The sequence below is a fragment of the Streptomyces sp. NBC_01304 genome, from assembly GCF_035975855.1.
Taxonomy (GTDB): domain Bacteria; phylum Actinomycetota; class Actinomycetes; order Streptomycetales; family Streptomycetaceae; genus Streptomyces.
The window spans coordinates 591,609-615,902 of record NZ_CP109055.1; the positions used below are offsets into that span (position 1 = coordinate 591,609).

Annotated in this window: 23 protein-coding genes and 1 riboswitch; of the genes, 16 read left to right on the plus strand and 7 right to left on the minus strand. The window is 70.1% G+C overall.

Annotated elements, in window-relative coordinates:
- Positions 1–14: 14 nt before the first annotated feature.
- The 4 genes from OG430_RS02605 to OG430_RS02620 all read left to right on the plus strand — a co-directional run bounded on the left by OG430_RS02605 (position 15) and on the right by OG430_RS02620 (position 5,552).
- Entirely contained in the window at positions 15–629 is a 615-nt protein-coding gene (locus tag OG430_RS02605) for a TetR/AcrR family transcriptional regulator (protein WP_327350717.1), read from the plus strand.
- Between the two features lie 382 nt (positions 630–1,011).
- Entirely contained in the window at positions 1,012–2,391 is a 1,380-nt protein-coding gene (locus tag OG430_RS02610) for a cytochrome P450 (protein ID WP_327350718.1), read from the plus strand.
- Positions 2,392–2,396: 5 nt separating this feature from the next.
- Positions 2,397–3,416, plus strand: coding sequence for a terpene synthase family protein (locus OG430_RS02615; RefSeq protein ID WP_327350719.1), 1,020 nt, complete (start codon positions 2,397–2,399; stop codon positions 3,414–3,416).
- A 231-nt stretch (positions 3,417–3,647) separates the two neighbouring features.
- Positions 3,648–5,552, plus strand: a complete 1,905-nt coding sequence (locus OG430_RS02620) for an InlB B-repeat-containing protein (RefSeq protein ID WP_327350720.1) — start codon at positions 3,648–3,650, stop codon at positions 5,550–5,552.
- On the opposite strand, the gene OG430_RS02625 is transcribed toward OG430_RS02620, so the two are convergent.
- Positions 5,543–6,097 (minus strand): NUDIX hydrolase, encoded by a 555-nt coding sequence (locus tag OG430_RS02625; protein WP_327350721.1) that lies wholly within the window; start codon positions 6,095–6,097, stop codon positions 5,543–5,545. The two genes, OG430_RS02620 and OG430_RS02625, sit on opposite strands and share 10 nt — an antisense overlap.
- 84 nt (positions 6,098–6,181) lie before the next feature.
- Positions 6,182–6,586, minus strand: a complete 405-nt coding sequence (locus tag OG430_RS02630; protein WP_327350722.1) for a hypothetical protein — start codon at positions 6,584–6,586, stop codon at positions 6,182–6,184.
- Between the two features lie 229 nt (positions 6,587–6,815).
- Between OG430_RS02630 and OG430_RS02635 the strand changes: the two genes are divergently transcribed.
- Together OG430_RS02635 and OG430_RS02640 are read left to right on the plus strand one after the other, a co-directional pair.
- A complete protein-coding gene (locus OG430_RS02635; protein WP_327350723.1) occupies positions 6,816–8,183 on the plus strand; it encodes a ricin-type beta-trefoil lectin domain protein in 1,368 nt (455 codons plus the stop codon).
- A gap of 21 nt (positions 8,184–8,204) precedes the next feature.
- Complete coding sequence (locus OG430_RS02640) at positions 8,205–10,388, plus strand: RICIN domain-containing protein (RefSeq protein ID WP_327350724.1); 2,184 nt, start codon at positions 8,205–8,207, stop codon at positions 10,386–10,388.
- A 110-nt stretch (positions 10,389–10,498) separates the two neighbouring features.
- Here the strand turns inward: OG430_RS02640 and OG430_RS02645 are convergent, their stop codons facing one another.
- A complete protein-coding gene (locus tag OG430_RS02645; protein ID WP_327350725.1) occupies positions 10,499–11,608 on the minus strand; it encodes a hypothetical protein in 1,110 nt (369 codons plus the stop codon).
- Positions 11,609–12,002: 394 nt separating this feature from the next.
- Here OG430_RS02645 and OG430_RS02650 point away from each other — a divergent pair, with 394 nt between their 5' ends.
- Positions 12,003–13,343: a hypothetical protein gene (locus tag OG430_RS02650; RefSeq protein WP_327350726.1), complete on the plus strand. Its 1,341-nt coding sequence runs from the start codon at positions 12,003–12,005 to the stop codon at positions 13,341–13,343.
- 74 nt (positions 13,344–13,417) lie between these two features.
- Here OG430_RS02650 and OG430_RS02655 read toward each other — a convergent pair whose 3' ends face one another.
- Complete coding sequence (locus OG430_RS02655) at positions 13,418–13,909, minus strand: GNAT family N-acetyltransferase (RefSeq protein ID WP_327350727.1); 492 nt, start codon at positions 13,907–13,909, stop codon at positions 13,418–13,420.
- A 52-nt stretch (positions 13,910–13,961) separates the two neighbouring features.
- On the opposite strand from OG430_RS02655, the gene OG430_RS02660 reads away from it, so the two are divergent.
- From OG430_RS02660 to OG430_RS02695, 8 genes are all read left to right on the plus strand, one after another.
- Entirely contained in the window at positions 13,962–14,540 is a 579-nt protein-coding gene (locus tag OG430_RS02660; RefSeq protein WP_327350728.1) for a TetR family transcriptional regulator, read from the plus strand.
- A 76-nt stretch (positions 14,541–14,616) separates the two neighbouring features.
- A riboswitch (guanidine-III (ykkC-III) riboswitch) is annotated at positions 14,617–14,679 on the plus strand.
- Positions 14,680–14,690: 11 nt separating this feature from the next.
- A complete protein-coding gene (locus tag OG430_RS02665; RefSeq protein WP_327350729.1) occupies positions 14,691–15,005 on the plus strand; it encodes a DMT family transporter in 315 nt (104 codons plus the stop codon).
- Positions 15,006–15,217: 212 nt separating this feature from the next.
- Positions 15,218–15,490: an ATP-binding protein gene (locus OG430_RS02670; RefSeq protein ID WP_327350730.1), complete on the plus strand. Its 273-nt coding sequence runs from the start codon at positions 15,218–15,220 to the stop codon at positions 15,488–15,490.
- A 127-nt stretch (positions 15,491–15,617) separates the two neighbouring features.
- Positions 15,618–15,998, plus strand: a complete 381-nt coding sequence (locus OG430_RS02675) for a hypothetical protein (protein ID WP_327350731.1) — start codon at positions 15,618–15,620, stop codon at positions 15,996–15,998.
- A 72-nt stretch (positions 15,999–16,070) separates the two neighbouring features.
- On the plus strand, positions 16,071–16,565 hold the full coding sequence (locus tag OG430_RS02680; protein ID WP_327350732.1) for a hypothetical protein: 495 nt from the start codon (positions 16,071–16,073) through the stop codon (positions 16,563–16,565).
- 112 nt (positions 16,566–16,677) lie between these two features.
- Positions 16,678–17,397 (plus strand): hypothetical protein, encoded by a 720-nt coding sequence (locus tag OG430_RS02685; RefSeq protein WP_327350733.1) that lies wholly within the window; start codon positions 16,678–16,680, stop codon positions 17,395–17,397.
- Positions 17,394–18,131: a response regulator transcription factor gene (locus tag OG430_RS02690; protein ID WP_327350734.1), complete on the plus strand. Its 738-nt coding sequence runs from the start codon at positions 17,394–17,396 to the stop codon at positions 18,129–18,131. The genes OG430_RS02685 and OG430_RS02690 overlap by 4 nt, the downstream gene beginning before the upstream one ends.
- Before the next feature lie 34 nt (positions 18,132–18,165).
- Positions 18,166–19,425: a HAMP domain-containing sensor histidine kinase gene (locus OG430_RS02695; RefSeq protein WP_327350735.1), complete on the plus strand. Its 1,260-nt coding sequence runs from the start codon at positions 18,166–18,168 to the stop codon at positions 19,423–19,425.
- 183 nt (positions 19,426–19,608) lie between these two features.
- On the opposite strand, the gene OG430_RS02700 is transcribed toward OG430_RS02695, so the two are convergent.
- The 3 genes from OG430_RS02700 to OG430_RS02710 all read right to left on the minus strand — a co-directional run bounded on the left by OG430_RS02700 (position 19,609) and on the right by OG430_RS02710 (position 23,505).
- A complete protein-coding gene (locus OG430_RS02700) occupies positions 19,609–20,496 on the minus strand; it encodes a TIGR03619 family F420-dependent LLM class oxidoreductase (RefSeq protein ID WP_327350736.1) in 888 nt (295 codons plus the stop codon).
- A gap of 176 nt (positions 20,497–20,672) precedes the next feature.
- Positions 20,673–21,800: an NADH:flavin oxidoreductase gene (locus tag OG430_RS02705; RefSeq protein WP_327350737.1), complete on the minus strand. Its 1,128-nt coding sequence runs from the start codon at positions 21,798–21,800 to the stop codon at positions 20,673–20,675.
- 178 nt (positions 21,801–21,978) lie between these two features.
- Positions 21,979–23,505 (minus strand): MFS transporter, encoded by a 1,527-nt coding sequence (locus OG430_RS02710; RefSeq protein ID WP_327350738.1) that lies wholly within the window; start codon positions 23,503–23,505, stop codon positions 21,979–21,981.
- A gap of 137 nt (positions 23,506–23,642) precedes the next feature.
- On the opposite strand from OG430_RS02710, the gene OG430_RS02715 reads away from it, so the two are divergent.
- Complete coding sequence (locus OG430_RS02715) at positions 23,643–24,083, plus strand: MarR family winged helix-turn-helix transcriptional regulator (protein ID WP_327350739.1); 441 nt, start codon at positions 23,643–23,645, stop codon at positions 24,081–24,083.
- Positions 24,084–24,294 lie beyond the last annotated feature (211 nt).

Here is a 24,294-nt window from a genome sequence, read left to right on the forward strand (position 1 = left end):
GATACGGTGTAGGCATGCCCGAGACAGAGACCTCCCCCGCACCAGTGGCGCCGGTGGGACGACGCGAGCGGAAGAAGGCGGCGACGCGCCAGGCCATCGCAGACGCCGCGCTGCGCCTGTTCCTGGAGCGTGGGTACGACGACGTCGGCATCCGCGAGATCGCGGACGCCGCCGACGTGTCCACCACCACCCTGTTCAAGCACTTCCCGGTCAAGGAAGCCCTCGTCTTCGACGAGGACGCCGACCACGAGGCCGCTCTGCTCGCCGCCGTGCGCGAACGCCCCGAAGGCCAGTCGATCCCGGCCGCCCTGCGTGAGCACGCGCTGGCTCGCCGCATGGCCTCAGCGGGGGGCGATGCGCGCTTCACCGCGTTCCTGAGGCTGATCAACAGCACCCCGGCGCTGCGCGACTACCACCAGGCCATGTGGCTGCGCCACACCGACGCTCTCGCCCGGGCCATCAGGGAGGCCAGCGGCATGCCCGAGGGCGATCCCGCATGCACGGCCCTGGCCCACTTCGCCCTGGAAGCGCCCCGCGCCGCCCGCGGCCACGACGATCCCCGCCAGGCCGTCATCCGCGCCTTCGACCTGCTCGAAAGCGGCTGGGACGCGCTCGATCCCGGCCGGTGAGGCCGGCCTCTCGCTGACCCGGTCGCGGCGCGCCACGGCCATGCTCGGGTTCCCGGCCGCGCCCGCCGCACGGAGTGCCGAGGAGCCGACGCCGGTACGTGCACTTGCTCGGTCGGCGTGGGCGGCCTTCCTCCCGACCATTACTGCGGCTTGGTCTGCGCTCACCTCATGGACCTGAGCGAGGGCCATGCCGGCGCAACCCGCGCGCCGCGGGAGGGCACAACCTCACAAGCGTTCAACGCGTTCACGCCCCCGAGGACGCCGCCGGGTTCTCACCGGGCCGACACCATGGCCTGCTGGTGGTGCCGCACTGCGCGCCACCCGGCATGCCCGAGCTGGGCCCAGCCCGTCGAAGTGGCCCGGGCCGGCTCGAGGAGGCGCCATGACACCGAGAACGGCTGCGGACCTGATGCGGCGGACGGCTGTTCCCGAGGTTCCCGGGGCCTGGCCACTGCTTGGGCACATCGTGCCGATGCTCCGTCGGCCCCTCGAATTCCTGCCTGCCACGGCCGAGTTCGGACGAGTGGTGCAGGTTCGGTTCGGGCGGATGCCGGTGTACGTCGTCACGCACCCGGAGGCAGTCCGCGAGCTCCTGGTGCCCGGAGACATCGATTTCACCCGCGGGCGCATCTTCGAAAAGCTCGTTCCGGCGCTGGGAAACGGCATTGCGACGGTGTCCGGCGCGGAGCACCGCCGGCAAAGGAGGCTGCTCCAGCCGGTGTTCACGCGTGAGCGTCTGACCGCATACGCGTCGATCATGCGCGAAGCCGCAGAAGAGGCGACCGCCTCGTGGCAGGACGGGCAGCGACTCGCCGTCGACGACGTCATGAACGACCTGGCGCTGACCGCGCTGACGCGCAGTCTGTTCAAGTTCACGGCGAGCAGCGACACCGCCGAGGCCATCAAGGACGGCATGCAGCAGCTCACCAACGGGCTGCTGCTGCGCACCGTGCTGCCGACGAGCTGGGAGCGCATCCCCTCCCCCGGCAACATCCGCTTCCGGCGCGCGATGGCGCGGATGCACCGTGCGATCGACGACGTCATCAGCACCTACCGGACGGCGGGCGAGGACCGAGGAGATGTCCTGTCCGCCCTGCTCGCGGTACGCGACACCGACGGCACAGGGCTGTCGGACGAGGAGATCCATGCCCAGGTGATGACGCTGGCCCTGACCGGCATCGAAGCACCCGGCGCAGCTCTTGGCTGGGTCATGTACGAGATCGGCCGCAACCCCGAGGTCGCCGTCCGCGTCCATGACGAGATCGACACGGTCCTCGACGGCCGCCCTCCGCACTTCGACGACCTACCGGACCTCTCCTATCTCGGCCGCGTGATCGACGAGGTGCTGCGGCTGCGCACTCCTCTCGTGTTCATGCGCCGCGCACTGAGCGCGGTCCGGATCGGCGAGGTGACGATCCCGGCAGGGGCGGAGATCGTCTACAGCCCGTACCTCATGCATCACGATGCCCGCTGGTTCCACGACCCCTTGCGTTTCGATCCCGACCGGTGGCTCCCTCAGAACGCGCGGCACATCCCCAAAGGCGCCTACATCCCCTTCGCGGCAGGTGCGTACCAGTGCATCGGGAAGATGTTCGCCACCATGGAACTCGCCATCGTCACCGCGGTGTTGGGAGCACGCTGGGCACTGCGGCCGGTCCCGGGCGTCACGGTGCGCGAGCTTGCGACGGCTCTGGTGCGCCCCAGCCAGCTCCCGATGACGGTGCACCGCCGGTCCGATGACCTCCGTAGCGGCCGGAAGTAGCAGCCATGGACGCCTACTTGGAGCCCGACCTGCGCCTCCCCTTCTCCACCGCCACCCACCCGCAGGCCCACCAGGTCCAGGAACTGACCGAGCGATGGTGTCGAAGGTTCGCGCTGCTGCGCGCGCCGGGCGCGGCGGCCACGTTCCGGGCACTGGGCTACGGCCGTCTCATGTCCACGCTCTGCCCCTGCGTACCGCTCGACACCATGGCGCTGATCACCGACTGGAACAGCTTCTTCTTCATCACCGACGACCAGCAGAACAGCGCCCTGACCACGCAGCGCACCGGCCGCTACGAAGAACTCGTCGTCGCCATGCGCGAGATCATCGACGAGGGCCCGCACGGTCGCCACCACCCGCGACACCCGCTCCTCGATGCCCTGCGCGACCTGCTGACGCGCACACTTCCAGGCCGTCCCGCCCACTGGAGAGCACGCTTCTGCCGCAACCTTCACCTGTGGCTGAGCGGGCACCTCGCGGAGAACTCCTACCGCGTCTCCGGAACGGTGCCGAGCGTCGACGACTACATCACCGTGCGACGGGACGCCTCGACGGTGCTGCCCACACTCGATCTGGTCGAGATGGCCGAGGGGGCAACGGTGACGGACCAGCTGTATCGGACGACTACGTACCAGACCCTCGTCCTGGGCACCGCCGACATCATGTGCTGGGTGAACGACATCCATTCCCTGCGCATGGAGGCCGACGACCCGATCAACCTCGTCACCGTCCTCGCCCACCATGAGCACCTGTGCACCCAGCGCGCGGTCCGGGCCGTTGCCGCACGCATCACGGCGCGCGCCCAGGAGCATCTCGCGGCGGCGCGTGAGCTGCCCTTGACGTTGCACGGGCTGGGGCTCACCGCAGGCCCGGCCCGGGCCGCCGTCCTGCGTTGTGTACGCGATCAGCAGTCATGGGCAGCGGGCATGGAGCAATGGGACCGCACGGACACCATTCGCTTCGCAGACGCGGAGGTCCCGGCGCGCGGGAAGACCGCCTCGTACGTGGAGGACCTGCTCGCCTGACCGCGACGCGGACGGAGAGCGACGTCAGGAGCGCGGCCTGCCGCGTCGATCTCCAGGAAACGCCTTACGGCATAGGGCTGGAACTGAGCGAGCGCGGCGGGTGATTCACGGCGCGCGATGTGGTGTCGCACCCCCACTTGTTGATCTTGCTGTGGTTCTTGTTGGCGTACAGGCCTCATGACACGGCGTCAGTCGACGGTGAGGCCGCTCTCCCCCACCCAAGGAGTCCTGGTGCGCGACCTGATCCGCCGTACAGCCATCGTCACGGCCCTGGCCGTGACCGCGCTGCCCGCCCTGCCTGCGAACGCGGCTCCGCTGCCCGACGGCGACAAGCGGCCCGTCGTGGTCGGCATCGGAACCCTCGATCTGCATGCCCCGCAGTTCGCGCAGTTCTGCGGCCTCGGCCCGGACGCCATCAAGGACGATAAGCGCACCCTCACCATGCGTCTGGCCAAGCTGCCGGACTTCGACGAGGAGCACGAGACCGCCCTCGCGGTCACCGGTCTGGTCATGGCCGACCTGGACACGGCCGGCCACAGCCTGCTGTGGGTGGGCGAGGTGGACGACGACCCGGGTTCGTTCGCGTACTTCTCGATCGAGGGTGCCTGTACGGAGACGACCGACGACGATGAGGTCACCGGCAAGGCGGACACCTGGAACCGCACCTATTACTTCGACTCCGACTCCGACAATCCCGGTCGCACCGAGGCCCTGGAGATCGACCCGGACAACCTGCCGCAGCCCGTGGTGCCGCCGCTGGACCTGCCCGACAAGCTTCCGCCGGCGAAGCCGCAGAGCACGGCGCCCGTCGAGCCGGAGCCCCGGCCCCGGGCGGGCGAGAAGGCCGTGATCGACGTCGCCGTCGGCTACACCCCCGCGGCCAAGCAGGGCCTCAAGGACGGCAGCGGCTCGGGCACCCCGTCCTGGGCCTGGCAGTCCCGGGAGATCGAGGACGAGATCCAGGCCGCCGTGCTGCACATGAACCGGGCCCTCACCGCGAGCGGCGTGAACGCGGAGGTCAGGCTCGTCCACACCTTCGAGGCGAAGGGCTACAAGGGCTCCGAGGCCCCGGACGTACTGCTCAAGCAGCTGGAGGCGGGTCAGGGAGAGATGGGCAAGCTCGCCCACGACGTACGCGACCGGTACGGCGCAGATCTGGTCTCCTTGTGGGTCAACGTCCCCAAGGACGCAGGCGAGTTCACCGCCGGGACCGGCAGCATGCCCAAGGACGAGGACGACGGCTACGCCAAGGTGTCCGCGGCCACCGAGAAGAACGCGTACAGCACGATCGACGTGTTCACCGCCACCGGCCGCGACCCGGGCTTCGCCCACGAACTGGGCCACAACATGGGCCTGTGGCACGACCAGCGCACCCTCGACAGCCAGATCGGACCCGCCGCGAAGCGGAACGGCATGACCGCCCGGGAGTACATGGACCGGCTCGGCATCCCGCCGTACGCCGCCTCCCGCGGCTACATCGCGCCCGACGCCCGCTACTTCACCACCATGGCGTACCGGATCACCTGTGAACCCTTCGCCAAGGGCATCGACGCCCCCGATCCCAACTGCCGTTACGCCGGCACCTATTCGACGCCGAAGCGGATGTCGCAGGGCACCAGCCCCGAGGTGCTCGGCGAGGACGGCACCGCCGACGCGGCCTCGGTGCTGAACCGGACGACACCGCTCGTCGCGCAGTACCGCAAGTCCAAGACACCCGCCCCCACCCCGGTCAAGCTCACCACCAAGGTGGCCCCGGTGGCCCGCGCCGGGAAGGTCACCGCCAAGCCCGCCGGACCGTACAAGAAGGGCGCGAAGGTCTCGCTGGCCGCGGCCCCCGGCAAGTACTGGAAGCTCAGCGGCTGGCTCGTCGCAAGCGCCAAGCAGGGCGCCAAGTCCCCACTGGCGCTGACCCTCGACGCGAACCGGACCGTGACCGCCACCTTCACCTGCAAGACCGCCACCGCGGCCGGGGCGATCGGCACTGCGTGGAGGAAGGCCGGCGCCGAGAAGAAGAAGCTGGGCTGCCCCACGGGGCCCGCTACGCGCACCGCGAGCCGTGACTCCCGCCAGAAGTTCGAGGGCGGCACCATCACGTTGGTGGCGAAGACCAAGAAGACGGTCGTCCGCTACTCCTGAGCACGCGAAGTGGTGCTTGTGAACCCTGCCGGGTTCTCGGGCCAAGGATGGTTCGGGCGCTCTTGCAGCGCCTTGGCGATCAGGTCGTGGATGAGGCCTTCACCGGGGGCTCGGTTCTCCTTGAGGCGGGCGAGGTCGTCGGGTCCGAACCAGTCGTAGGCGGTGTGCTTGGACCACTCCAGGGCGGGGTGGTCCAGGTCGCCGTCGACGTCGACGAGGTAGTCGGCCTCGCGACGTGTGCCGCCCCCGTCGTCGCCGGTCCAGGTGGCGATCCCGAGCAGGCGTCGTACGCGGCGCAGCTGCCAGCCGGTCTCCTCTTCGACTTCCCGGGCGAGGGCGTCCAGCAGGGTCTCGCCGGGCTCGACGTGGCCGCCGACGACGTCCCAGCAGTCGGGAAAGAGCCGCCGGTCGGGGCTGCGTCGCTGGGCGAAGGCCTTGCCGTCCTGGTTGAGGACGACCGCTCCGACCGCCCAGACCTCGCCGTCGGCAGGGACCGGGATCTCGACGCCGTTGTCCACGGCCACGTTGCGCTGCTGGTCTGGCATGGCCTCACTTTAGGGTCGTTTCCGGCTGCTGCCCGGAGCGTTGACCGCTGCGCTGTCCCGTCGGTGACCTGGCGGTGAGGCAGCTCAGAGTGCGCCGAGTGCCTCCTGGAACGCGTCCGCCGTGGGGGCTATGACAAGCACCTTCCCCTCGATGTCCGCGGGAAGGTGACGGCGGTCGCTCTGGTGGAAGATCAGCGCACCGCCACCCTGGGGCACGATCGCGGCCCCGAGAGCGGCGGCGAGTTGGGCGAGCACGCCGCCCATCGCGCCGAGCGCGAAGTGGGTCGCCGTCACGCACGGCATCCCGCCGTCCTCTTGGCGCGCGTGGTAGAGGTCGGCCTCGCCCCCGTCGTCCGCGCGGAGTTGAGAGAAGTCCTCCTCCAGTCCACCTGCCACCACATACGGCTCCGTCACCTGCCGGAGCCGTTCGGGGTCCAGGGATACGACCTCGCCGTCGACGAACCGGAGCATGAAGATGCTGTAACTCACGTGCGTACTCTGCCATCGCCATGAGCGGCCGGAGGACCGGCCGGGATGGACGACACCTGAACGCGCCATCGGAGCCCCAACTCCCTTTCCTCACGTCTTACTTCATGTCTTGACGAAAGTGGTCTGTACCTTTAGCTTCACCGAGCGACCCCACCCGCGTGCGTGCACTCGTCCGTTCGCAAGGTGAATGCGGCCCGAGTGCCCCACCCGCACGAAAGGCCGCTCCTCCATGCCCAGATCCAGGCACCTCTCCGCATCCGCCGCCCTCACGGTCACGGCACTCACCCTGTCCACCGGCCTGCTCACCGTCTCCCCCGCGCAGGCTGCCACCGGCACCATCACCGGCCTGGCCGGCAAGTGCCTCGACGTCGCCGGCGCCGGCTCCGCCGACGGCACCGCCGTCCAGCTCTACGACTGCAACGGCACCGCCGCCCAGCAGTGGACCGTCGGCAGTGACGGGACCATCCGCGCCCTCGGCAAGTGCCTCGACGTGACCGGCAATGCGACCGCCAACGGCGCCAAGGTCCAGCTGTGGAGCTGCGGCGGTAGCGCGAACCAGAAGTGGACGGTCACCGCCGCCCGCGACATCGTCAACCCGCAGGCGGACAAGTGCCTGGATGTCACGGGCAACTCCTCGGCCAACGGCTCCCGCGCCCAGATCTGGAGCTGTACCGGCGCGGCCAACCAGAAGTGGACCGCGCCCGCGCCCGGCGGCGGCTCCCCGTCCGCGCCGATGGCCGTGGCCCCGTACCTGTACAACGGCTGGGGCAGCCCGCCCAGCCCGACCACGATCACCAACGCGACCGGCGTGAAGTGGTTCACGCTCGCCTTCGTCCTCAGCAACGGCTACTGCACTCCGCAGTGGGACGGCAGCCGCCCGCTGACCGGCGGCGTCGACCAGCAGACCGTCAACACCGTGCGCGCGGGCGGCGGTGACATCATCCCGTCCTTCGGCGGGTACAGCGGCAACAAGCTGGAGAGCTCCTGCTCCAGTGCGGGCGAGCTGGCGGCGGCGTACCAGAAGGTCATCAACGCCTACGGGCTCAAGGCGATCGACATCGACCTCGAGGCCGACGCCTACAGCAACCCGACCGTGCAGCAGCGCACCGTCGACGCGCTCAAGACCGTGAAGGCCAACAACTCCGGGCTGAAGGTGTACGTCACCATCGGCACGGGCCAGTCCGGGCCGGACACGAGTCTCATCAACCGGGCCGCGTCCTCCGGGCTCACCGTCGACGGCTGGGTGATCATGCCGTTCGACTTCGGCGGTGCCGGCCAGAACATGGGCAACCTCACCGTCCAGGCCGCCGAGGGCCTCAAGAACGCACTGAAGAACGCGTACCACTACAGCGACGACCAGGCCTACCGGGACATGGGCATCTCGTCGATGAACGGCATCACCGACCAGAACGAGACGGTCACGGTGAACGACTTCCGGACCATCCTCGGCTACGCCCAACAGCACCATCTGGCCCGGCTGACCTTCTGGTCCGCCAACCGAGACCGGCCCTGCACCGGCGGCCCCGCCGACAGCTGCTCGGGCGTGAGCCAAGCCGCCTGGGACTACACGCGCGTCTTCGCCCAGTACACCGGCTGACCCCGACCGCAAGGAGAAACCGTGTTACCCCTACCCCGACGCCGTAGATCAACAGCACTTGCGGTACTGACCGTTGTCGCCGCTTCCCTGCTGACCGCCGCTCCCTCCTCGTACGCGGCCGCCACTGCGCTGCCCACCGGCTTCGCCACTCTCGTCAACGCCGCGAGCGGCAAATGCGTGGACGCCAAGGGTGCCGCCACCGCCAACGGCACGGTCGTGCAGCAGTACGGCTGCAACAGCACCACCGCACAACAGTGGAGCCTCACCGCGACGAGCGGCGGCTACGTCCGCATCAACAACGCCAACAACACCAGCCAGGTCCTGGACGTCACAGGCGTCTCCGCCGCCGACAACGCGCCCGTCCAGCTGTGGAGTTACGGCGGTGGCAACAACCAGCAGTGGCTGCCGGTCGACGAAGGCGGCGGTGCCTACCACTTCGTGAACCGGGGCAGCGGCAAGTGCCTGGACGACCCCGGCGCCTCGACCGCCGACGGCGTGCAGTTCGTCCAGTACACCTGCAACGGCTCCGCCGCCCAGCGCTTCCAGGTCGTCCCCGTCACACAGTCGCCGGGCAACCCCGACCTGGGGCCGAACGTGGTCGTCTTCGACCCCTCGATGTCGTCCTCGTCGATCCAGAGCAAGCTCGACTCGGTCTTCCAGCAACAAGAGAGAAACCAGTTCGGATCCCAGCGCTACGCCGTCCTGTTCAAGCCAGGCACCTACAGCGCGAACGTCAACGTCGGCTTCTACACCCAGGTGTTGGGGCTCGGCCTGACGCCGGACGCCGTCTCCATCAACGGTGCGGTGCACGCCGAAGCCGACTGGTTCCAGGGCAACGCCACCCAGAACTTCTGGCGCGGCGCCGAGAACCTCTCGGTCACCCCGACCAACGGCAGCGACCGTTGGGCCGTATCCCAGGCGGCCGCCTACCGCCGGATGCACCTGCGCGGCAACCTCGCCCTCGACGACGGCGGCTGGTCCAGCGGTGGCCTCATCGCCGACAGCAAGATCGACGGCCAGGTCAACTCGGGCAGCCAGCAGCAGTGGCTGACCCGCAACTCCCAGCTCGGCAGCTGGACGGGCGCCAACTGGAACATGGTCTTCACCGGCAGCACGGGCGTCCCCGGCACCAGCTTCCCCAACCCCCCGTACACCACGGTCGCCCAGAGCCCCGTCTCACGGGAGAAGCCCTTCCTGTACGTCGACGGCGCCGGCTCCTACCAGGTGTTCGCGCCCTCCTTGCGGTCCAACTCCACGGGCACCAGCTGGGCGAACGGCGCCTCCGGCAGCTCGCTCTCCCTGGACGCCTTCTACGTCGTCAAGCCCGGCGCCACCGCCTCCCAGATCAATACGGCCCTCGCCGCAGGCAAGAACCTCCTGGTCACGCCGGGCGTCTACCACCTCGACCAGACCCTTCAGGTCAATCGCGCCGACACGATCGTGCTCGGCCTGGGCCTGGCCACCTTCGTCCCCGACAACGGCATCACCGCGATGAAAGTCGCCGACGTCGACGGCGTGAAGATCGCGGGCCTGCTGTTCGACGCGGGCACGACCAACTCCAGCACCCTCGTCGAGATCGGCCCGAGCGGCTCCTCCGCCTCCCACGCGGCCAACCCCACTTCCCTGCACGACGTGTACGTCCGCGTCGGCGGCGCGGGCGTCGGAAAGGCGACGACCAGCCTCGTCGTCAACAGCGACAACGTCATCGGCGACCACATGTGGATCTGGCGCGCGGATCACGGCAGCGGCGTCGGCTGGAGCAGCAACACCGCCGACACCGGCCTGATCGTCAACGGCGACAACGTCACCATGTACGGCCTGTTCGTCGAGCACTTCCAGAAGTACCAGACCCTCTGGAACGGCAATGGCGGCCGCACCTACTTCTTCCAGAACGAGATGCCGTACGACCCGCCCAACCAGGCTGCCTGGATGAACGGCTCCACCCAGGGCTACGCGGCCTACAAGGTCGCCGACTCCGTCACCAGCCACCAGGCGTACGGCCTGGGCAGCTACTGCTACTTCAACGTGAACCCCGGCGTCGTCGCGGCCCGCGCCATCGAGGCGCCCAACAATGCCAATGTGCGCTTCACCAGCATGGTGACGGTCTCCCTCGGCGGCACCGGCACCATCACCCACGTCATCAACAACACGGGAGGCCCGTCCAACTCCGGTACCAACGTGGCGAATCTGAACAGCTATCCGTAACAGACCGAAGACCGGTGAGTGCCGAGCGGTACGCGTACCGCTCGGCACTCACCGGATCCGACCAGCTCCATCCCCATGTGCAGCGGGTGGGGCGCGAGCAGGCGGGGTGATCAGGTGGCTCGGGCCACCCGGATGTTGAGCTGATAGTCGCCGTCGCCGTCCGTGAAGCGGCGGGTCACGTTGAACGACGAGCCCACATTGGGCAGTTGCTTCGCGACGACCGAGCGGTTGAAGACGAAGGTCTGGTCGGCGATGTGGTCGTCGTCCAGGAAGCCGAGCAGCCACACGACCACGGCGCCGACGCCTGCCGTGACGGCACCGACCCATGCGGCCACGCCGGTCGCCGTGAGGATGCCGGCCGCGGCGGCGAAGGCGGCGGCGACGCCCTTGCGGATGTTCTCCACGTTGCCCTCGTCGTGCTCCCACAGGGACACGAGGGACCCGATCTCAGTGTCGGGCAGCGGCTGGGCCGCGCAGTTCTGGCCCCAGATGCAGCCGTCGGTGGACGTGAAGGTCCGCGACTCACCGCTGTCCACGTCGCCGAAGATCTGCGACCGGGTGGTGACCGTGATTCCGCTGCCCAGCGAGCCGAAGATCCAGTACGGCTCGTTGGACGGCCCGAAGATGCTGTCGGTCTGCCGGTCGATGCAACGGAACGAAGAGGCCTTGATGGTGATCCGTGACGACGGCGGCGCGGCCGCTGAGGGGGCTTCGGCCTCCGGATCCAGCGCGACCGTCATCGCGGTGGCATGTTCCCGCAGGAGGTCGCGCGAGGGAAGAGCGAAGTCGGCCAGCGAGGCGCTGCCCGCGTGGATCGCGGCCACATCGACCTGGGTGACGGTCGGCATCGCCAGCACCGACTTGACGATCCCGGGAGCGTCCTTGGCCAGGTCGCGCATGGTGTAGGACTGCTTCACGTCGAGCTGTGCGAACCGCTTCGGGAAGAACTCGTTGCGCATCTGCTGGGGCATCCGCTTGTCCGACTTGCCGTGCTGCTTGATCTGCTCGTCGGTGAGGCCGTTCTTGCGGAAGGCCGTCACGATCGACTGCTCCAAGTCCGTGAGCTGGGCGCCCTCCGAGAACTTCGCGCAGCTGTGGAGCACGATGGCCAGCAGCCAGTTCCGGTCCGGGTTGGCCGTGAACCTCTTGCGCAGCGGCACGCCCCTGCCCTTGTTGTTCATCATGTCGTCGAACACACGGTCCGGTGATCGAGGTGCCATGGTGGGTCCCCCCTTGTGGCTGAACGCCGTTGTTCCGCCTGGGAAGGGCAACGTCCTGCCGGGCCGAGACGCCGTCAACGCGCAGTACGAGTCGTACGCCCGGGCCGGGCATCGTGCCGGGCCCCGACGTCATGCGCCTGCCGTAGCGACGTAAGGGGTGAGGGGTGAGGGCCCACCACGCGTTCCGGCCGGCAGCGCCGGCGGTTCCGCTTGCCGCACCGTGCCGGCGCCGCGCTCGTCCCTGTCGGGGGGCGCGGTCGCCGTCAAGGACAGTGAGGGCGGTTGTCAGGTGGCCTCGATGGGAACACTTGGCCGGGGCGCCCGGACCGGAGGCGCGCGGGGAAACCGGGGGGATCTGACGATGCGTGGGCGCGGAGGTAGGCCGGGCGAGCGAGTGAAGCAACTACCCGTCGCGGCAATACCCGTGGGCGGGGTCGAGACCTGGAGCGCGGCCGACGCCGAGCGATGGCGGGCGGCTCGGGCTCCGGTCATCTTCACGCCCGTCGCAGGGAGTTGGGTCGCGGCGGTCGTGGTGGTGGTGTCGTACGTGCTGGCGTCGGCGTCCTCCTCCTCGTCCGCCGTCTGGCACGGAGGTGCGAACTCCGGTACGGACTGGCTGCGTTATCCGGCAGCGGTCCTGCTGGCGAGTCTGCCGCTCTGGTACCGACACCTGTCGGAACTGGCCGGGGCGGCTGCTGCGATCGTCGCAGTGAACGCCGGATTCTCGCTCGCCTCGGCGGACGGCGGCGGTCAGCTCGCCGGCTGTCTGCTCGTACTCGCCGTCTGCGCCTGGGCGTTCACCGGAGGCTGCCTGCGTCTGCGGGCCCGCCGCAGGCAACACGCGCTCTTCCTCGCGGCGGCCGGGCGGCGGCGCTTCCCGCTGCCCCGGCGGGTGCCGGAGTCGGACGGTTTTCGCGGGCACGCCCAGTTCTACACCGGGCTCGTGTTCTGCCTCATCGCCGCCGGGCTCCTCATCTCCGGACTGGTCAAGGACCTGACGGGGGACGCGTACGACGCCGTGGGGCAGCAGATCGCGGCCCTGCTGTTCCTGCTCCCCGGCAGCACCCTGTACGCGCAGGGCCTCACCACCTACTGGGCCGCGCGCCGCCTGCACGAGGAGGAAGCACACCCTGCCCTGCGCGTGGGCATACGCATCGCGCCCGACGGCCGCCACTGGATCCACCCCGACGCCCGCACCCCCGCCGGGCAGCCGCTGATCTCGTACGTCCCCGGGGACAAGGACACCCGCAAGCCCCCGCATCTGCTGGGCAGCAGCTCCTCCTACGGCCTCGGCGACGGACACCACAGCATCGACCCGCGCAGCGAGCCGTTCGAAGCGGTCCTCTACGGACCCGTGCACGAGGGCGCCGAGATCGTCGTGGCGTACGCCACCATCACCTACCACCCCCGTCAGGACACGGGCCAGATGTACTCGGACGTCACCACCGCCGCCCTGCTCCCGCACCGCCGCCACGGCCTGGCTCCATGGCAGCCGGTCGACGGCATCGCCCACGAGCGCGCACGGCGCGAGAAGGTCCGCGAGGACGCGGCCCGGTCCGACCGCGCCGAGGAACAGCTCACCCGGTACCGGGCGCAGCGCGCGACCCGAGCGAAGCAGGCCGGAGCCGGAACCGCCGGTGGGTCCGCCGCCGGCGGTGGGGGCTGCGGCGGAGGCTGCGGGAGCGGCGGGGGCGGTGACGGCTGTGGCGGAGGTTGTGGGGGCTGCGGCGGCTGAACTACCGCTCACTGCCGGGCTGTTGCGCTCACCAAAAGGCTCGTGAGCTGTGACCTCGGGGGCGGCGGGGGGGCTTACAGTGAGCGCCCCCAGGTCTGGCCCACGAGGTCGTGGCCAAAGCTGCGATGGGGTTCCTCGGCGATGAGTTCGAAGCCCTGCTTCTGGTAGATGCGCCGGGCCGAGTCGAGGACGTCGTTGGTCCACAGGGTGATCGCCTCGTATCCGGCCTCGCGCGCGAAGCGAAGGCACTCTTCGACCAGGCGGGCTCCCAGGCCCAGTCCGCGCGCCACGGGTTCGACGAGCAGCAGGCGCAGCTTCGCGGTGCGCTCATCCCCGCGTACGCAGAAGACGCAGCCGGCACGTACGCCGTCGACCTCGGCGATCCACGCCTCCTGAGGTCCGGCATCCACCGCCGTGGCGTAGTCGGCGACGATCCGTGCGACCAGCGCCTCGAAGCCGGTGTCCCAGCCGAACTCCCGGTCGTAGAGCTCTCCGTGCGCCGACACCACCCAGCCCAGGTCGCCGGGGCTGCCCAGGCGCCGGATCACCAGCTCACGTTCCGCCACCGGATCCCTCACTCCCACATCACTGAAACGACTGTTTCAGTAGGCTAGCCCGGTGACCCGATCCGAGACAAACCCCTCCCCTCGACGGCAGGAACTCCTGGAAGCCGCCTACGCCTACGTCCTGCGCAGTGGATTGGGTGAACTGTCCCTGCGCCCGCTCGCCGAGGAGATCGGCTCCAGTCCGCGCGTCCTGCTCTACCTGTTCGGCAGCAAGGACGGACTGATCCGCGCCCTGCTCGCTCGGGCCAGGACCGACGAGCTGGCAGCCCTCCAGCGGCTCACCGATGCGCGCAAGGGACCCGACGGGCTGGCGGCGGTCGCCGGCGAACTGTGGCAGTGGCTGTCCGACGAAGCCCACCGCGGTCTGCTCACGGTCTGGGTCGAGAGCTACTCCCGCTCCCTCATCGATCCGGACGGCCCGTGGGCCGGATTCGCCCACGGCACGGTGGACGACTGGCTCACGCTGCTCGCGGCCGGCCAACCCCCCGAAACCCGCGACACCGACGCCGGACTCGCACAGCGCACGCTCGTCCTGGCCGTCCTCCGCGGAGCGTTGCTGGACCTGCTCGCCACCGGCGACACCGCGCGCACCGGCGCGGCCGTTCGCCTCCACCTGACCGCCATGGAGTGACGGGAGTACGCGGCCGAAGAAGCACCAGCAAGCCATCCGCCGGTTTTGCCCAGCTCGTCAGCTTGTGCGAGCCTTGGCGGAGAGCTCGACCAGCTCCCGGACGAGGCGCGCCGTACCCGGATTTCGACGACGGTGCCTAGGGAGTTCGTCATGGCATGGATCGTTCTCATCATCTCCGGGATGCTCGAGGCCGTATGGGCCACCGCCCTCGGCAAGTCCGAAGGCTTCTCCCGGGTTCTTCCCAGCGTGATCTTCGGCGCCGGCCTCATCCTGAGCATGGCAGGCCTCGCCTACGCCCTGCGCACACTGCCCGTAGGCACCGGGTACGCGGTGTGGGTGGGCATCGGAGCCGTACTCACGGTGACGTACGCGATGCTCTTCGACGGCGAGACCGTCTCGGTCATGAAGCTGCTGATGCTCGCCGGGATCGTCGGCTGCGTGGTGGGCCTGAAGGTCCTGCACTGAATTGAGCGGCACTGCCGGCCGAGGCTCATCTCCGGGCGCACCCTGGCCGAGATGAGCCTCGGCCCGTAATTATGTCCCGCGCCGGGCGCTCCCAGGCAAACGACGATGAGTTGCGCTTCCCGCCGACGGACTGGCCGCAGGTCGCGGCCCGCTCGTCCGCGCATTGCCCGAACAGCCGGGCACAGTACCGCAGTTGGCCATCGACGCCCCTGATGGGCGCGCCTGTCTTGGGGGACCCCGGCCACCTGGCCCGATTGCCGGCCAACCTCGTCGCGAACGCCCGACGCCACGCGGCCACCGCCGTCCCGGTCCGCGTCACCGCCGACGAAAGTGACGTACGCCTGGAAGTGAGCGACGACGGGCCGGGGCCGGGCCTCCCGCCCGAGGACCGCGAGCGGATCTTCGAGCGTTTCGCCCGGCTCGACGACGAGGCCCGCACCCGCGACGACGGCGGCAGAGGCCCGGCGACCGGCGGCCGGCCGTGAGCGGTTTTTGGGTGGCTGCTGAGCGGTTTCCGTTACACAACGGCCGAATGGCCGCGCGGTCGGTCTCCTACGTTCTCTCCCGTCGCCGCACTTCGGCGGCTCACCTGCCGAGAACGAAGGAACCCTCATGGTCTCCACCCGCAGTCTCATCCGCTCGACCGCCATCGCCGCTCTGGCGGGCTCGGCACTTCTCGCCCCGGCCCTCGCCGGAGTCGCGACGGCAGCCTCCGGCCCGGCTGCCGCGCCTTCCCGGTGCGAGGCCGGCCAGTGGCAGTTCAAGGTCCACAAGCTGTGGGACGGCGGCAAGGCGGAGGTCGCCAAGAGCCCGGGTGACGACTTCCACTTCGCCCAACTCACCGACAAGAAGGGCAACCTCGTCGGCGAGCTCGATTCCGTCGACCGCCGCTCGCTGGTCCTGAAGACCGGCCTCAAGATCACCCTGACCAAGTCCGGCGGCATCGTCCAGGAGTGGACGGTCGTGCACTACGGGTCCGGCATGGCCAAGTAGTCCCGTCCTCGTCGCCGTCGCTGTTTCTGCCCCGATCCCGTTCCCGTTCCCGTACCGCAAGGAATCATCTCGATGCGCACCACCACCTTCCGCACCGCCGTCGCCGGCGCGTCCATCGCACTGGCCGCCCTGGGCCTGACCGCCTGCGGCGCGGACAAGGCGCAGACCGACGCCGGACGCCCGTCCGCGCCGGCCGCCTCCCCGTCCGCCCCCGTCCCGGAGCAGAGCTCTGCTCCGGGCACGCCGAGCGCGACCCCCTGGAAGCCGGGCAAGCCCGCCGCCTCGCAGTCCGCGCCGGCCACGACCGGGACCAAGCCCCCGGCGCAGTCCGGCAAGCCGCAGGTCCGGATGACCAAGGACCCGGGCGCCGCCTCGAAGGAACTGACCCGGCTCCAGAAGACCGGCTGGTTCAACCCGAACAAGATCGAGTACGCGGATGACCCGGTCATCTCGCTGCAGCAGTTCAAGCGCTGGCTGGACAAGGGCTACATCGCCCCGGGCGGGGCCTGGACCGCCAAGGGTGAGGCGGCGGTGGAGCGTGCCAACAACGGCGGCGAGGAGATGTAGGCCGGGCGCCGCGCCCGATCGCGATGCCACGCCCACGGGCCGACCATGGCCCTGGGCCCGCGCAGCCCGACGGATCGACCTTCGGCTCGCCGAAACGGACAGGGAGAAGTTCATGGCCAGATGGCCCCTCGCCGTGGCCTTGGCGTTCGGCGTGCTCACGCTGTCGGGCTGCGCCGACACCTCGGCCGTGGTGGACGCGGGCCGGGCGCTCAGCCCGCCCTCGGTGCCGGAGCCGCTGTGGACCGTACGCCCCACAGCCTCACCCGAGGGGCCCGAATCACCGGCTCCCCCCGAGAGGCCCGAGCCGTTGCCCGGCCTGAAGCTGCGCGCGGACGCCGACGCGAAGAGCCTCGACGCCAAGGCCGTGGCCGCCAAGGACCCGGGCATGACCGCGGAGCTGCAACAGTCCGCGGCGCGCTGCAAGCCGAAGTCGGGGTGCGGGATGCGACCGCCCGTCCTGCGCGATCTGACCGGCGACGGGCGGCCGGAGCTGATGATGCTCATCGATCTCGATCCCCGGTTCCGGTCCGGTGACGAGGGCGACCTGGGGCTCGGCAGCCAGCTGTATGCCTACCGGGTGAACGAGGGCCGGGTCTACCAGATCCTCGGGCTCGCCGTGGAAGAGGACTCCCAAGTGGACCTCCAGGGCCGCGACCTCGTCATCCGCCAGACCGTCCCACAAGGCTGGAGCAACAACGTGGACCAAGTGATGACCACGCGTTACCACTGGGCGCCCGAGATCGGCATCCTCGATGTGGCCTCCACCGTCACCGGCCCCGCTCTCGCCACCACTCCTCCTGCTCCTTCACCCTCGACCACGAAGACGTCATGACTCCCCCAGGCACCCCCGGCGCCCCCGCCGGTTCCGGTCCCCGGCCCCGCATCCTGGTGGTCGAGGACGACGACGTGATCCGCGAGGCGACCACGGTCTCCCTGACCCGCCTCGGCTTCGACGTGACCGCGTGCGCGGACGGCGCGAGCGCACTGCACGCCTTCCGCAGCGAGCAGCCGGAGGCCGTCGTCACCGATGTGATGCTGCCGGAGCTCGACGGGGTCAGCCTGACCCGTTCGATCCGCGCGAACAGCACCGTCCCGGTGCTGATGATCTCCGCGCGCGGCGACGACATCGATGTGATCGCCGGGCTGGAGGCGGGCGCCGACGACTACGTCACCAAGCCGTTCCGTGCCAATGTCCTGGCCGCCCGCCTGCGCGCCCTGATGCGCCGCACCACCTTGCACCCCGCGCCGCCCGCCGAACCGGAACCCGCGCCCGTGGCACGCAATGTCCGCACGGTCGGCGAACTGGAGCTGAACACCGACACCATGGAGGTACGCGTCGCGGGCGCACTCCTCGCGGTCACCCCGACCGAGCTGCGGCTCCTGATCGAGCTCACCTCGTCGCCCGGCGTCGTCTTCAGCCGCGAGAAGCTCCTGCAGGAGGTCTGGGACTACGCCTGGGGCGGCGACACCCGGGTCGTGGACGTCCATGTCCAGCGGCTGCGCGCCAAGATCGGCGCCGAGCGGCTCGTGACGGTCCGCGGCTTCGGCTACAAGATCGTCGGCTGAGCGAGTCGTGCACACAGGTCCCGCACCTCGCGTCATGGGCAGGCGGCAGCAGGAAGCCGGCAAGAGGTCCGCGGGATTCAGCGGTCTGCCCCTGCGGATCGCCGCACTGATCGCGGCGGGCTCCTGCCTGCTGACCGGCTCCCTCGGCCTACTGGTCAGCGCCACCTCCGCCGACCAGCGCCTGGACCTCAACCGCACCATCGTGCTGGGACGCCTCGATCGCGCCCTCACCGTCTATGGCGAGACATCCAGCGTCACCGGTGACGGCGTCGCACTCAACGCCCCCGATCTGCCACCGGAGTTGGCCCGGCGCATCGCGGGCGGACGCGTGGCGACCCAATTGGCCGACGGCTTCGAGGGACCGCAGTTGTGGGCGGCCGCGGGCATGGGTGAGCAGACCTTGTCCGTACGCAGCAACTACCGCCTGGAACGCCGGGCCGACCAGCGCTTCAATCGCAGCATCACCGTCCTGGCCGCCGGCACCGCCGCAGCCGTCTCGCTGGCCGGCCTGCTCCTCGCCAAGCCGCTGAGCGGGCGTCTGCGCCGGGTCTCGCGCACCGCACGCCGGATCGCCGACGGCCATCTCGACGCCCGTATCGGCGAGGTCCGCGGCGCCGACGAGATCACCGAACTCGCCGCGTCCGTCGACCAGATGGCCGCGGCCCTGCAGCACCGGCTGCGCGCCGAGCAGCGCTTCGCCGCCGACGTCACGCACGAACTGCGCACCCCCGCCGCGGGGTTGCTCGCCGCCGCCGAGATCCTCCCCGAGTCCCATGAAGCGGATCTGGTACGTGACCGGGTCGAGGCCTTGTGCGATCTCATCGAGGACCTCCTTGAGGTCTCCCGCCTCGACGCGGACGTCGACGCCGCCGCCCTGGAGCCGCACCACCTCACCGAACTGCTGCAGCGGGTGGTCGCCTCCACCGGGCTTCCGGCGGACCTACGGGTCGTTGACGACTCCACGGTGCTGACCGAGCCACGGCGCCTGGAGCGCATCGTCGCCAACCTCCTGGCCAACGCCCACCGGCACGGCGCCGCGCCCGTCACCCTGACCCTCGACCACGGCACCCTCACGATCCAGGACCACGGCCCCGGCTACCCCGCCGACCTGCTCACGCAAGGCCCTCGCCCCTTCCGCACCGGCACCCCCGAACGTGGCAAGGGCAGCGGCCTGGGCCTGGCCATCGCCACCGGCCATGCCCACCTCATCCAGGCTCGCCTGGCCTTCACCAACCCCCCAGGGGGCGGAGCACGCGCCACCCTCACTCTGCCGCTCGACACCGAGGCGACGTAACGCTGCCCGTGGGGCATCCGTGCTGCCCACGGTCATGCGTCGGGTGTTCTTGGCTCGGCCGGCCGCTCACCAGGCCGCGAGGCCCTGCGCCGCATCCTCGCCGTCGTGGCGTCACCTTCCAGCGCACGGACGCCCCCGCGACGCGGCAGCTTGATCAATCCGGCGGCCTCCCCACCCACGACATCAGGTGAGTCGCGGGGCGACCTCGGCTGCGACCCATTCCATGGCCTTTCCGACGTGCTCAGCCGCGACCGGCAGCCACAGGGTGCAATCGGTAAGCCCTGCCTCGGCGAGCCGTATGAGGTCGTCGGCGACGCTCGCTGCGGTGGGCGCGGCACCGCCGAGTGGTCGTCCCGGTGGCGGAACCACCGCGGGGATACCGGGCGGTGTGAGGAACGCGGCTGAGGCGAGCGTCAGGCGGTCGGCGTTCCCCGCGTCGCCGGCGAGGTCATGCAGGCGGCGCCGGACGTCGCTGACCTCCGCGGCGTCGGCGCCGGTGCCGTACCAGCCGTCGCCGAACCGCAGCACACGGCGCAGGGCGGCGTCGCTGTGGCCGCCGACCCACACGGGCGGACCGCCGGCGGTGACCGGAGGCACTCCCAAGCGAGCCTCGTGCAGTGTCGTGAACGGCCCGTCGAAGTCTGCGGGTCCTCCGGTCCACAGGGCCTTGGCGGCGGCGAGGTGGTCGTCGGTTCGTGCACCGCGTTCACGGGCGGGTACGCCGACGGCGGCGAACTCCTCAGGGTTCCAGCCGGTCCCGACGCCCAGGACCAGGCGGCCGCCGGACACGACGTCCAGGGTGGCCGCCTGGTTGGCGAGCACCAGCGCGGGATAGTACGGAGCGACGAGTACGGACGTCAGCAGTCGCAGACGCGTCGTCGCCCCTGCGACGGCCGACAGCAGGACAAGCGGGTCCGTGTCGAGGCCGAAACCGCTGTCCAGGAGGCGGTTGCCGACCGCGACGTGATCGAAGCCCAGTTCTTCGGCGTGGCGTGCGGCGCGGAGCACGCCGGCTCCGTCGTCGAGCGGCCAGCGCGGCTGAAGGGAAATGCCGAGGTGCAGCAGGGGCATGAGGTTGCCTTTCGGTGGCCACACGGCGATCACTCGACCGCCCTGTCGCCACACCCAACCCCCGCACCGCCCCTGTTTCATCCCGGCTGGAACGCACAATCACCCGTCGCTCCATGTGGTGTTGGCCGGCTGACGCCGCGAAATCCGCAATCCGGTGAACCTTCCCGGTCAGGGCATCAGCTCAGCGTCTTGAGCGCCGCCGCGTCGTACGGCTTGATCTCCTCGACCCGGTCCCCCAGTACCTTCGCCGCCCACTGCGGGTCCTGGAGCAGGGCGCGGCCGACGGCGACCAGGTCGAACTCGTCGCGCTCCATGCGGTCCAGGAGGTTGTCGATGCTGCCGAGCGCGGCGCCCTCGCCCGCGAAGGCGCGGATGAAGTCACCGTCGAGGCCGACCGAACCGACGGTGATGGTGGGCTTGCCGGTGAGCTTCTTGGTCCAGCCGGCCAGGTTCAGGTCCGAGTCTTCGAACTCCGGGAGCCAGTAGCGGCGGGTGGAGGCGTGGAAGGCGTCGACGCCGGCCGTGGCGAGCGGGGTCAGGATCGCTTCCAGCTCCTCGGGGGTCTCGGCGAGCCGTGCGTCGTAGGCTTCCTGCTTCCACTGCGAGTAGCGGAAGATCACCGGGAAGTCGGGGGAAACGGTCGCGCGGACCGCGGCCACGATCTCGGCCGCGAACTTCGTGCGGGCCACGGGGTCGCCGCCGTAGGCGTCGGTACGGCGGTTCGTCCCCGCCCACAGGAACTGGTCGAGCAAGTAGCCGTGCGCGCCGTGCAGTTCGACGCCGTCGAAGCCGATGCGCTCGGCGGCTGCGGCGGCCTCGGCGAAGGCACCGATGACGTCGTCCAGGTCGCGCCAGGTCATCGCCTTGCCGGCGTTCTCGGTGCCGTCGACGCGGATGCCGGAGGGGCCGACGGCGGGCGCGTCGGCAAAGGGCGGTTGGCCCTGCTCGCGCACCATGCCGATGTGCCACAGCTGCGGCACGATGGTGCCGCCCGCCGCGTGCACGGACTCGGCGACCTTCGCCCACCCCGCCAGCTGCTCCTCACCGTGGAACCGCGGGACACGGTCGCTCTGCCCGGCCGACTCGTGACCGATGTAGGTCCCCTCGGTGACGATCAGCCCCACGCCGGCGGCGGCACGACGGGCGTAGTACGACTGCACGTCCGCACCGGGGACACCGCCCGGGGAGAACATGCGCGTCATCGGCGCCATCGCGATGCGGTTCGGGACGGTCAGACCGTTCAGCGCGATGGGCCGGGACAGGATCTCGGCCGCACGGGAGGCGGAGGACGTGGTGACGGTCATGAGGTGCTCCTTGTGAGTACCGGTCATAGGTACGTGTGGTGCGCAGTGAAGGCGTGGAGGGAATGTGTGGGGGCAGGCCGTGCCGCGGCCCTCGGCGGCCGGCACGGCCGGCACGGCCGGCACGGGCAGGAAGCGGTTGGCGTCCCGCGTCAGGTGGTGCAACCCGGTCGGGGCCGACTCAGACCGCGGACTTCTCGGCGGGGTCGGCAACGGGGCTGTCCACGGCCGGCGTTGTCGCGGCGCCCGCGCCGTCCTTGCCGGCCGTGACGACCCGGGGGCCGTGCTGACCGCGCAGGCCGAGCCAGCCGATCACTGCCACCAGCGCGAAGGCGACGGCCCCGATGCCGAAGGTGAGGGTGAACCCGGATTCGGCGGGCAGCGGCGGAGCGCCCGCCGGAAGGTGCTCGATGGTCTTGGACGCCAGGATCGTGGTGACGATGGCGCTGCCGATCGCGCTCCCGGTGGAGCGGGAGATCGAGTTGATGCCGTTGGCGATGCCGCTTTGGTGGTGCGGGACGCTCGCCATGATCACGGCGGGCATGGCCGCGTAGCCGAAGCTGACGGCCGCGCCGACGACGAGGCCGGCACCGATCACCGAGGCGGTGTGGGCGTGGTCGACGGCCAGCCAGCCGAAGCCGACGGCTCCGAAAGCCGCGGCCATGCCGAGCACGAACCGGGGGCCGCGGTGGCGGACGAGCTGACCGCCGACGGGCGAGGCGAGCAGGGAGACGATCGCGCCGGGCAACAGGAACTGGACGGACGCGCGCAGGATGGAGGCGTCGAAGCCGAAACCGGTGAGCGCCTTCGGCATCTGCACGAGGTAGGAGACGCCGAGGAAGTTCGCGAACATGCCGAAGCCGACGAGGATGCCGGCCAGGTTGGCCATGAGAACCGGGCGGTGGACGAACATCCGCATGTCGACGAGCGGCTCGCGGACCTTGCGTTCGACCAGCACCCAGACGGCGGTCATGACGGCCGCGCCGGCGAAGCTGCCCAGCGTACGACCGGAGGCCCAACCCCACTCGTGGCCCTGGGAGATGGGGAGCAGGAGCAGCAGCAGGGCGATGCCGAGGGTCAGCGCGCCGAGGAAGTCGGTGCGGCCGCCGGTCTTGTGGCGGGTCGCGGGGACCAGGAAGACGACGGCGAGCAGGGCGAGGACCGCGAAGCCGGTCGCCATCCAGAAGGCGTTGCGGTAGTCGGCGCCGGCGCCCGAGGTGAGCAGACCGGTGGCGACCAGCGCGAGGCCGCTGCCGAACGCGAGCGTGCCGCTGACCAGGGCCATGGCGCCGGGCAGCTTCTGCGGCCGGACCTCTTCCCGCAGGACGGAAAGGGCCAGCGGGAAGATCGCGGTGGCGGCGCCCTGGAGCACCCGGCCCACGATCAGCAGCGGCAGCGAGCTTGCGAGGGCGGCGATGACGGAGCCCACGACCATGACGCCGAGGACGGCCACCAGGGTGGGCTTCTTGCCGTGCTGGTCGCCGAAGCGGCCGAGGAGGGGGGTGAAGACGGCGGCGGACAGCAGGGTGGCGGTGGTCACCCAGCTGACGTTGGCGGTCGAGGTGCCGAGATCCCTCTGGATCAGACCCAGGATCGGCACGGGCAGGGTCTGCATCATCGATACGACCATGGCGGCGAGGCTCAGGGCGAAGACGATGACCGTCTCGTTCCGTTGCCCGGTGGCGGGGGCGGGCGCGGCGTGACTCATGGCTGGCGGGACCTTCTCAGTGCTTCAGATCGTAGATGTTTGATGACATCAAGTACTTTCGTAGACGGTAGACGTCAATAGTTAAGGTCGTCAAGTAAACAATTGATGATGTGAAGCAACTTGAGTAGGCTGTAGCCATGAGCGCCACCACCCCACAGGCCCCCTCCAAGCTCCAGCTCCTGGAGCTGCTCGCCGCCATCGGCACCGCCCAGTGGCGCGATTTCGCGGCGGCCGCCGCACACCACGGCCTCACCTCCACGCAGGCCAAGGTCCTCGCCCAGCTCGATCGCCCTCGGCCGATGCGCGGCCTTGCCGCGCTGCTGGCGTGTGACGCCTCCAACGTCACCGGGATCGTGGACCGCCTGGAGGCCCGCGAGCTGGTCCGCCGTGAAGCCGACGCCGCGGACCGCCGCGTCAAGAACGTCGTCGCCACCGACTCGGGCCGCGAGATCATCCGCCGCGTGCGCGAGGAGATGCAGGGGACGCACGGCGCCCTCGATGCCCTGGACGAAGCCGAGAGCACGACGCTCTACGCCCTCCTTGAACGCCTGCGACCGACGATGGAGAGGGACGCCTGACGGCCTGCGGCCCAGGCACCTTTCGGGCAGGCGCGGAAGCTTCGTCAACGCCGACGTGCGCCCCTTGACGTTGCCCCCCCAACAGCCCGATGCCGAGGCCCGATCCAGCAAGGACCCAGCAACGTACACGCATCGTTGTCGACGACGCCTGCCGGATCACCGAGCAGGTCATCGACCACGCGAGGCGGGCAATCCCGGCCAAATCAGCGGC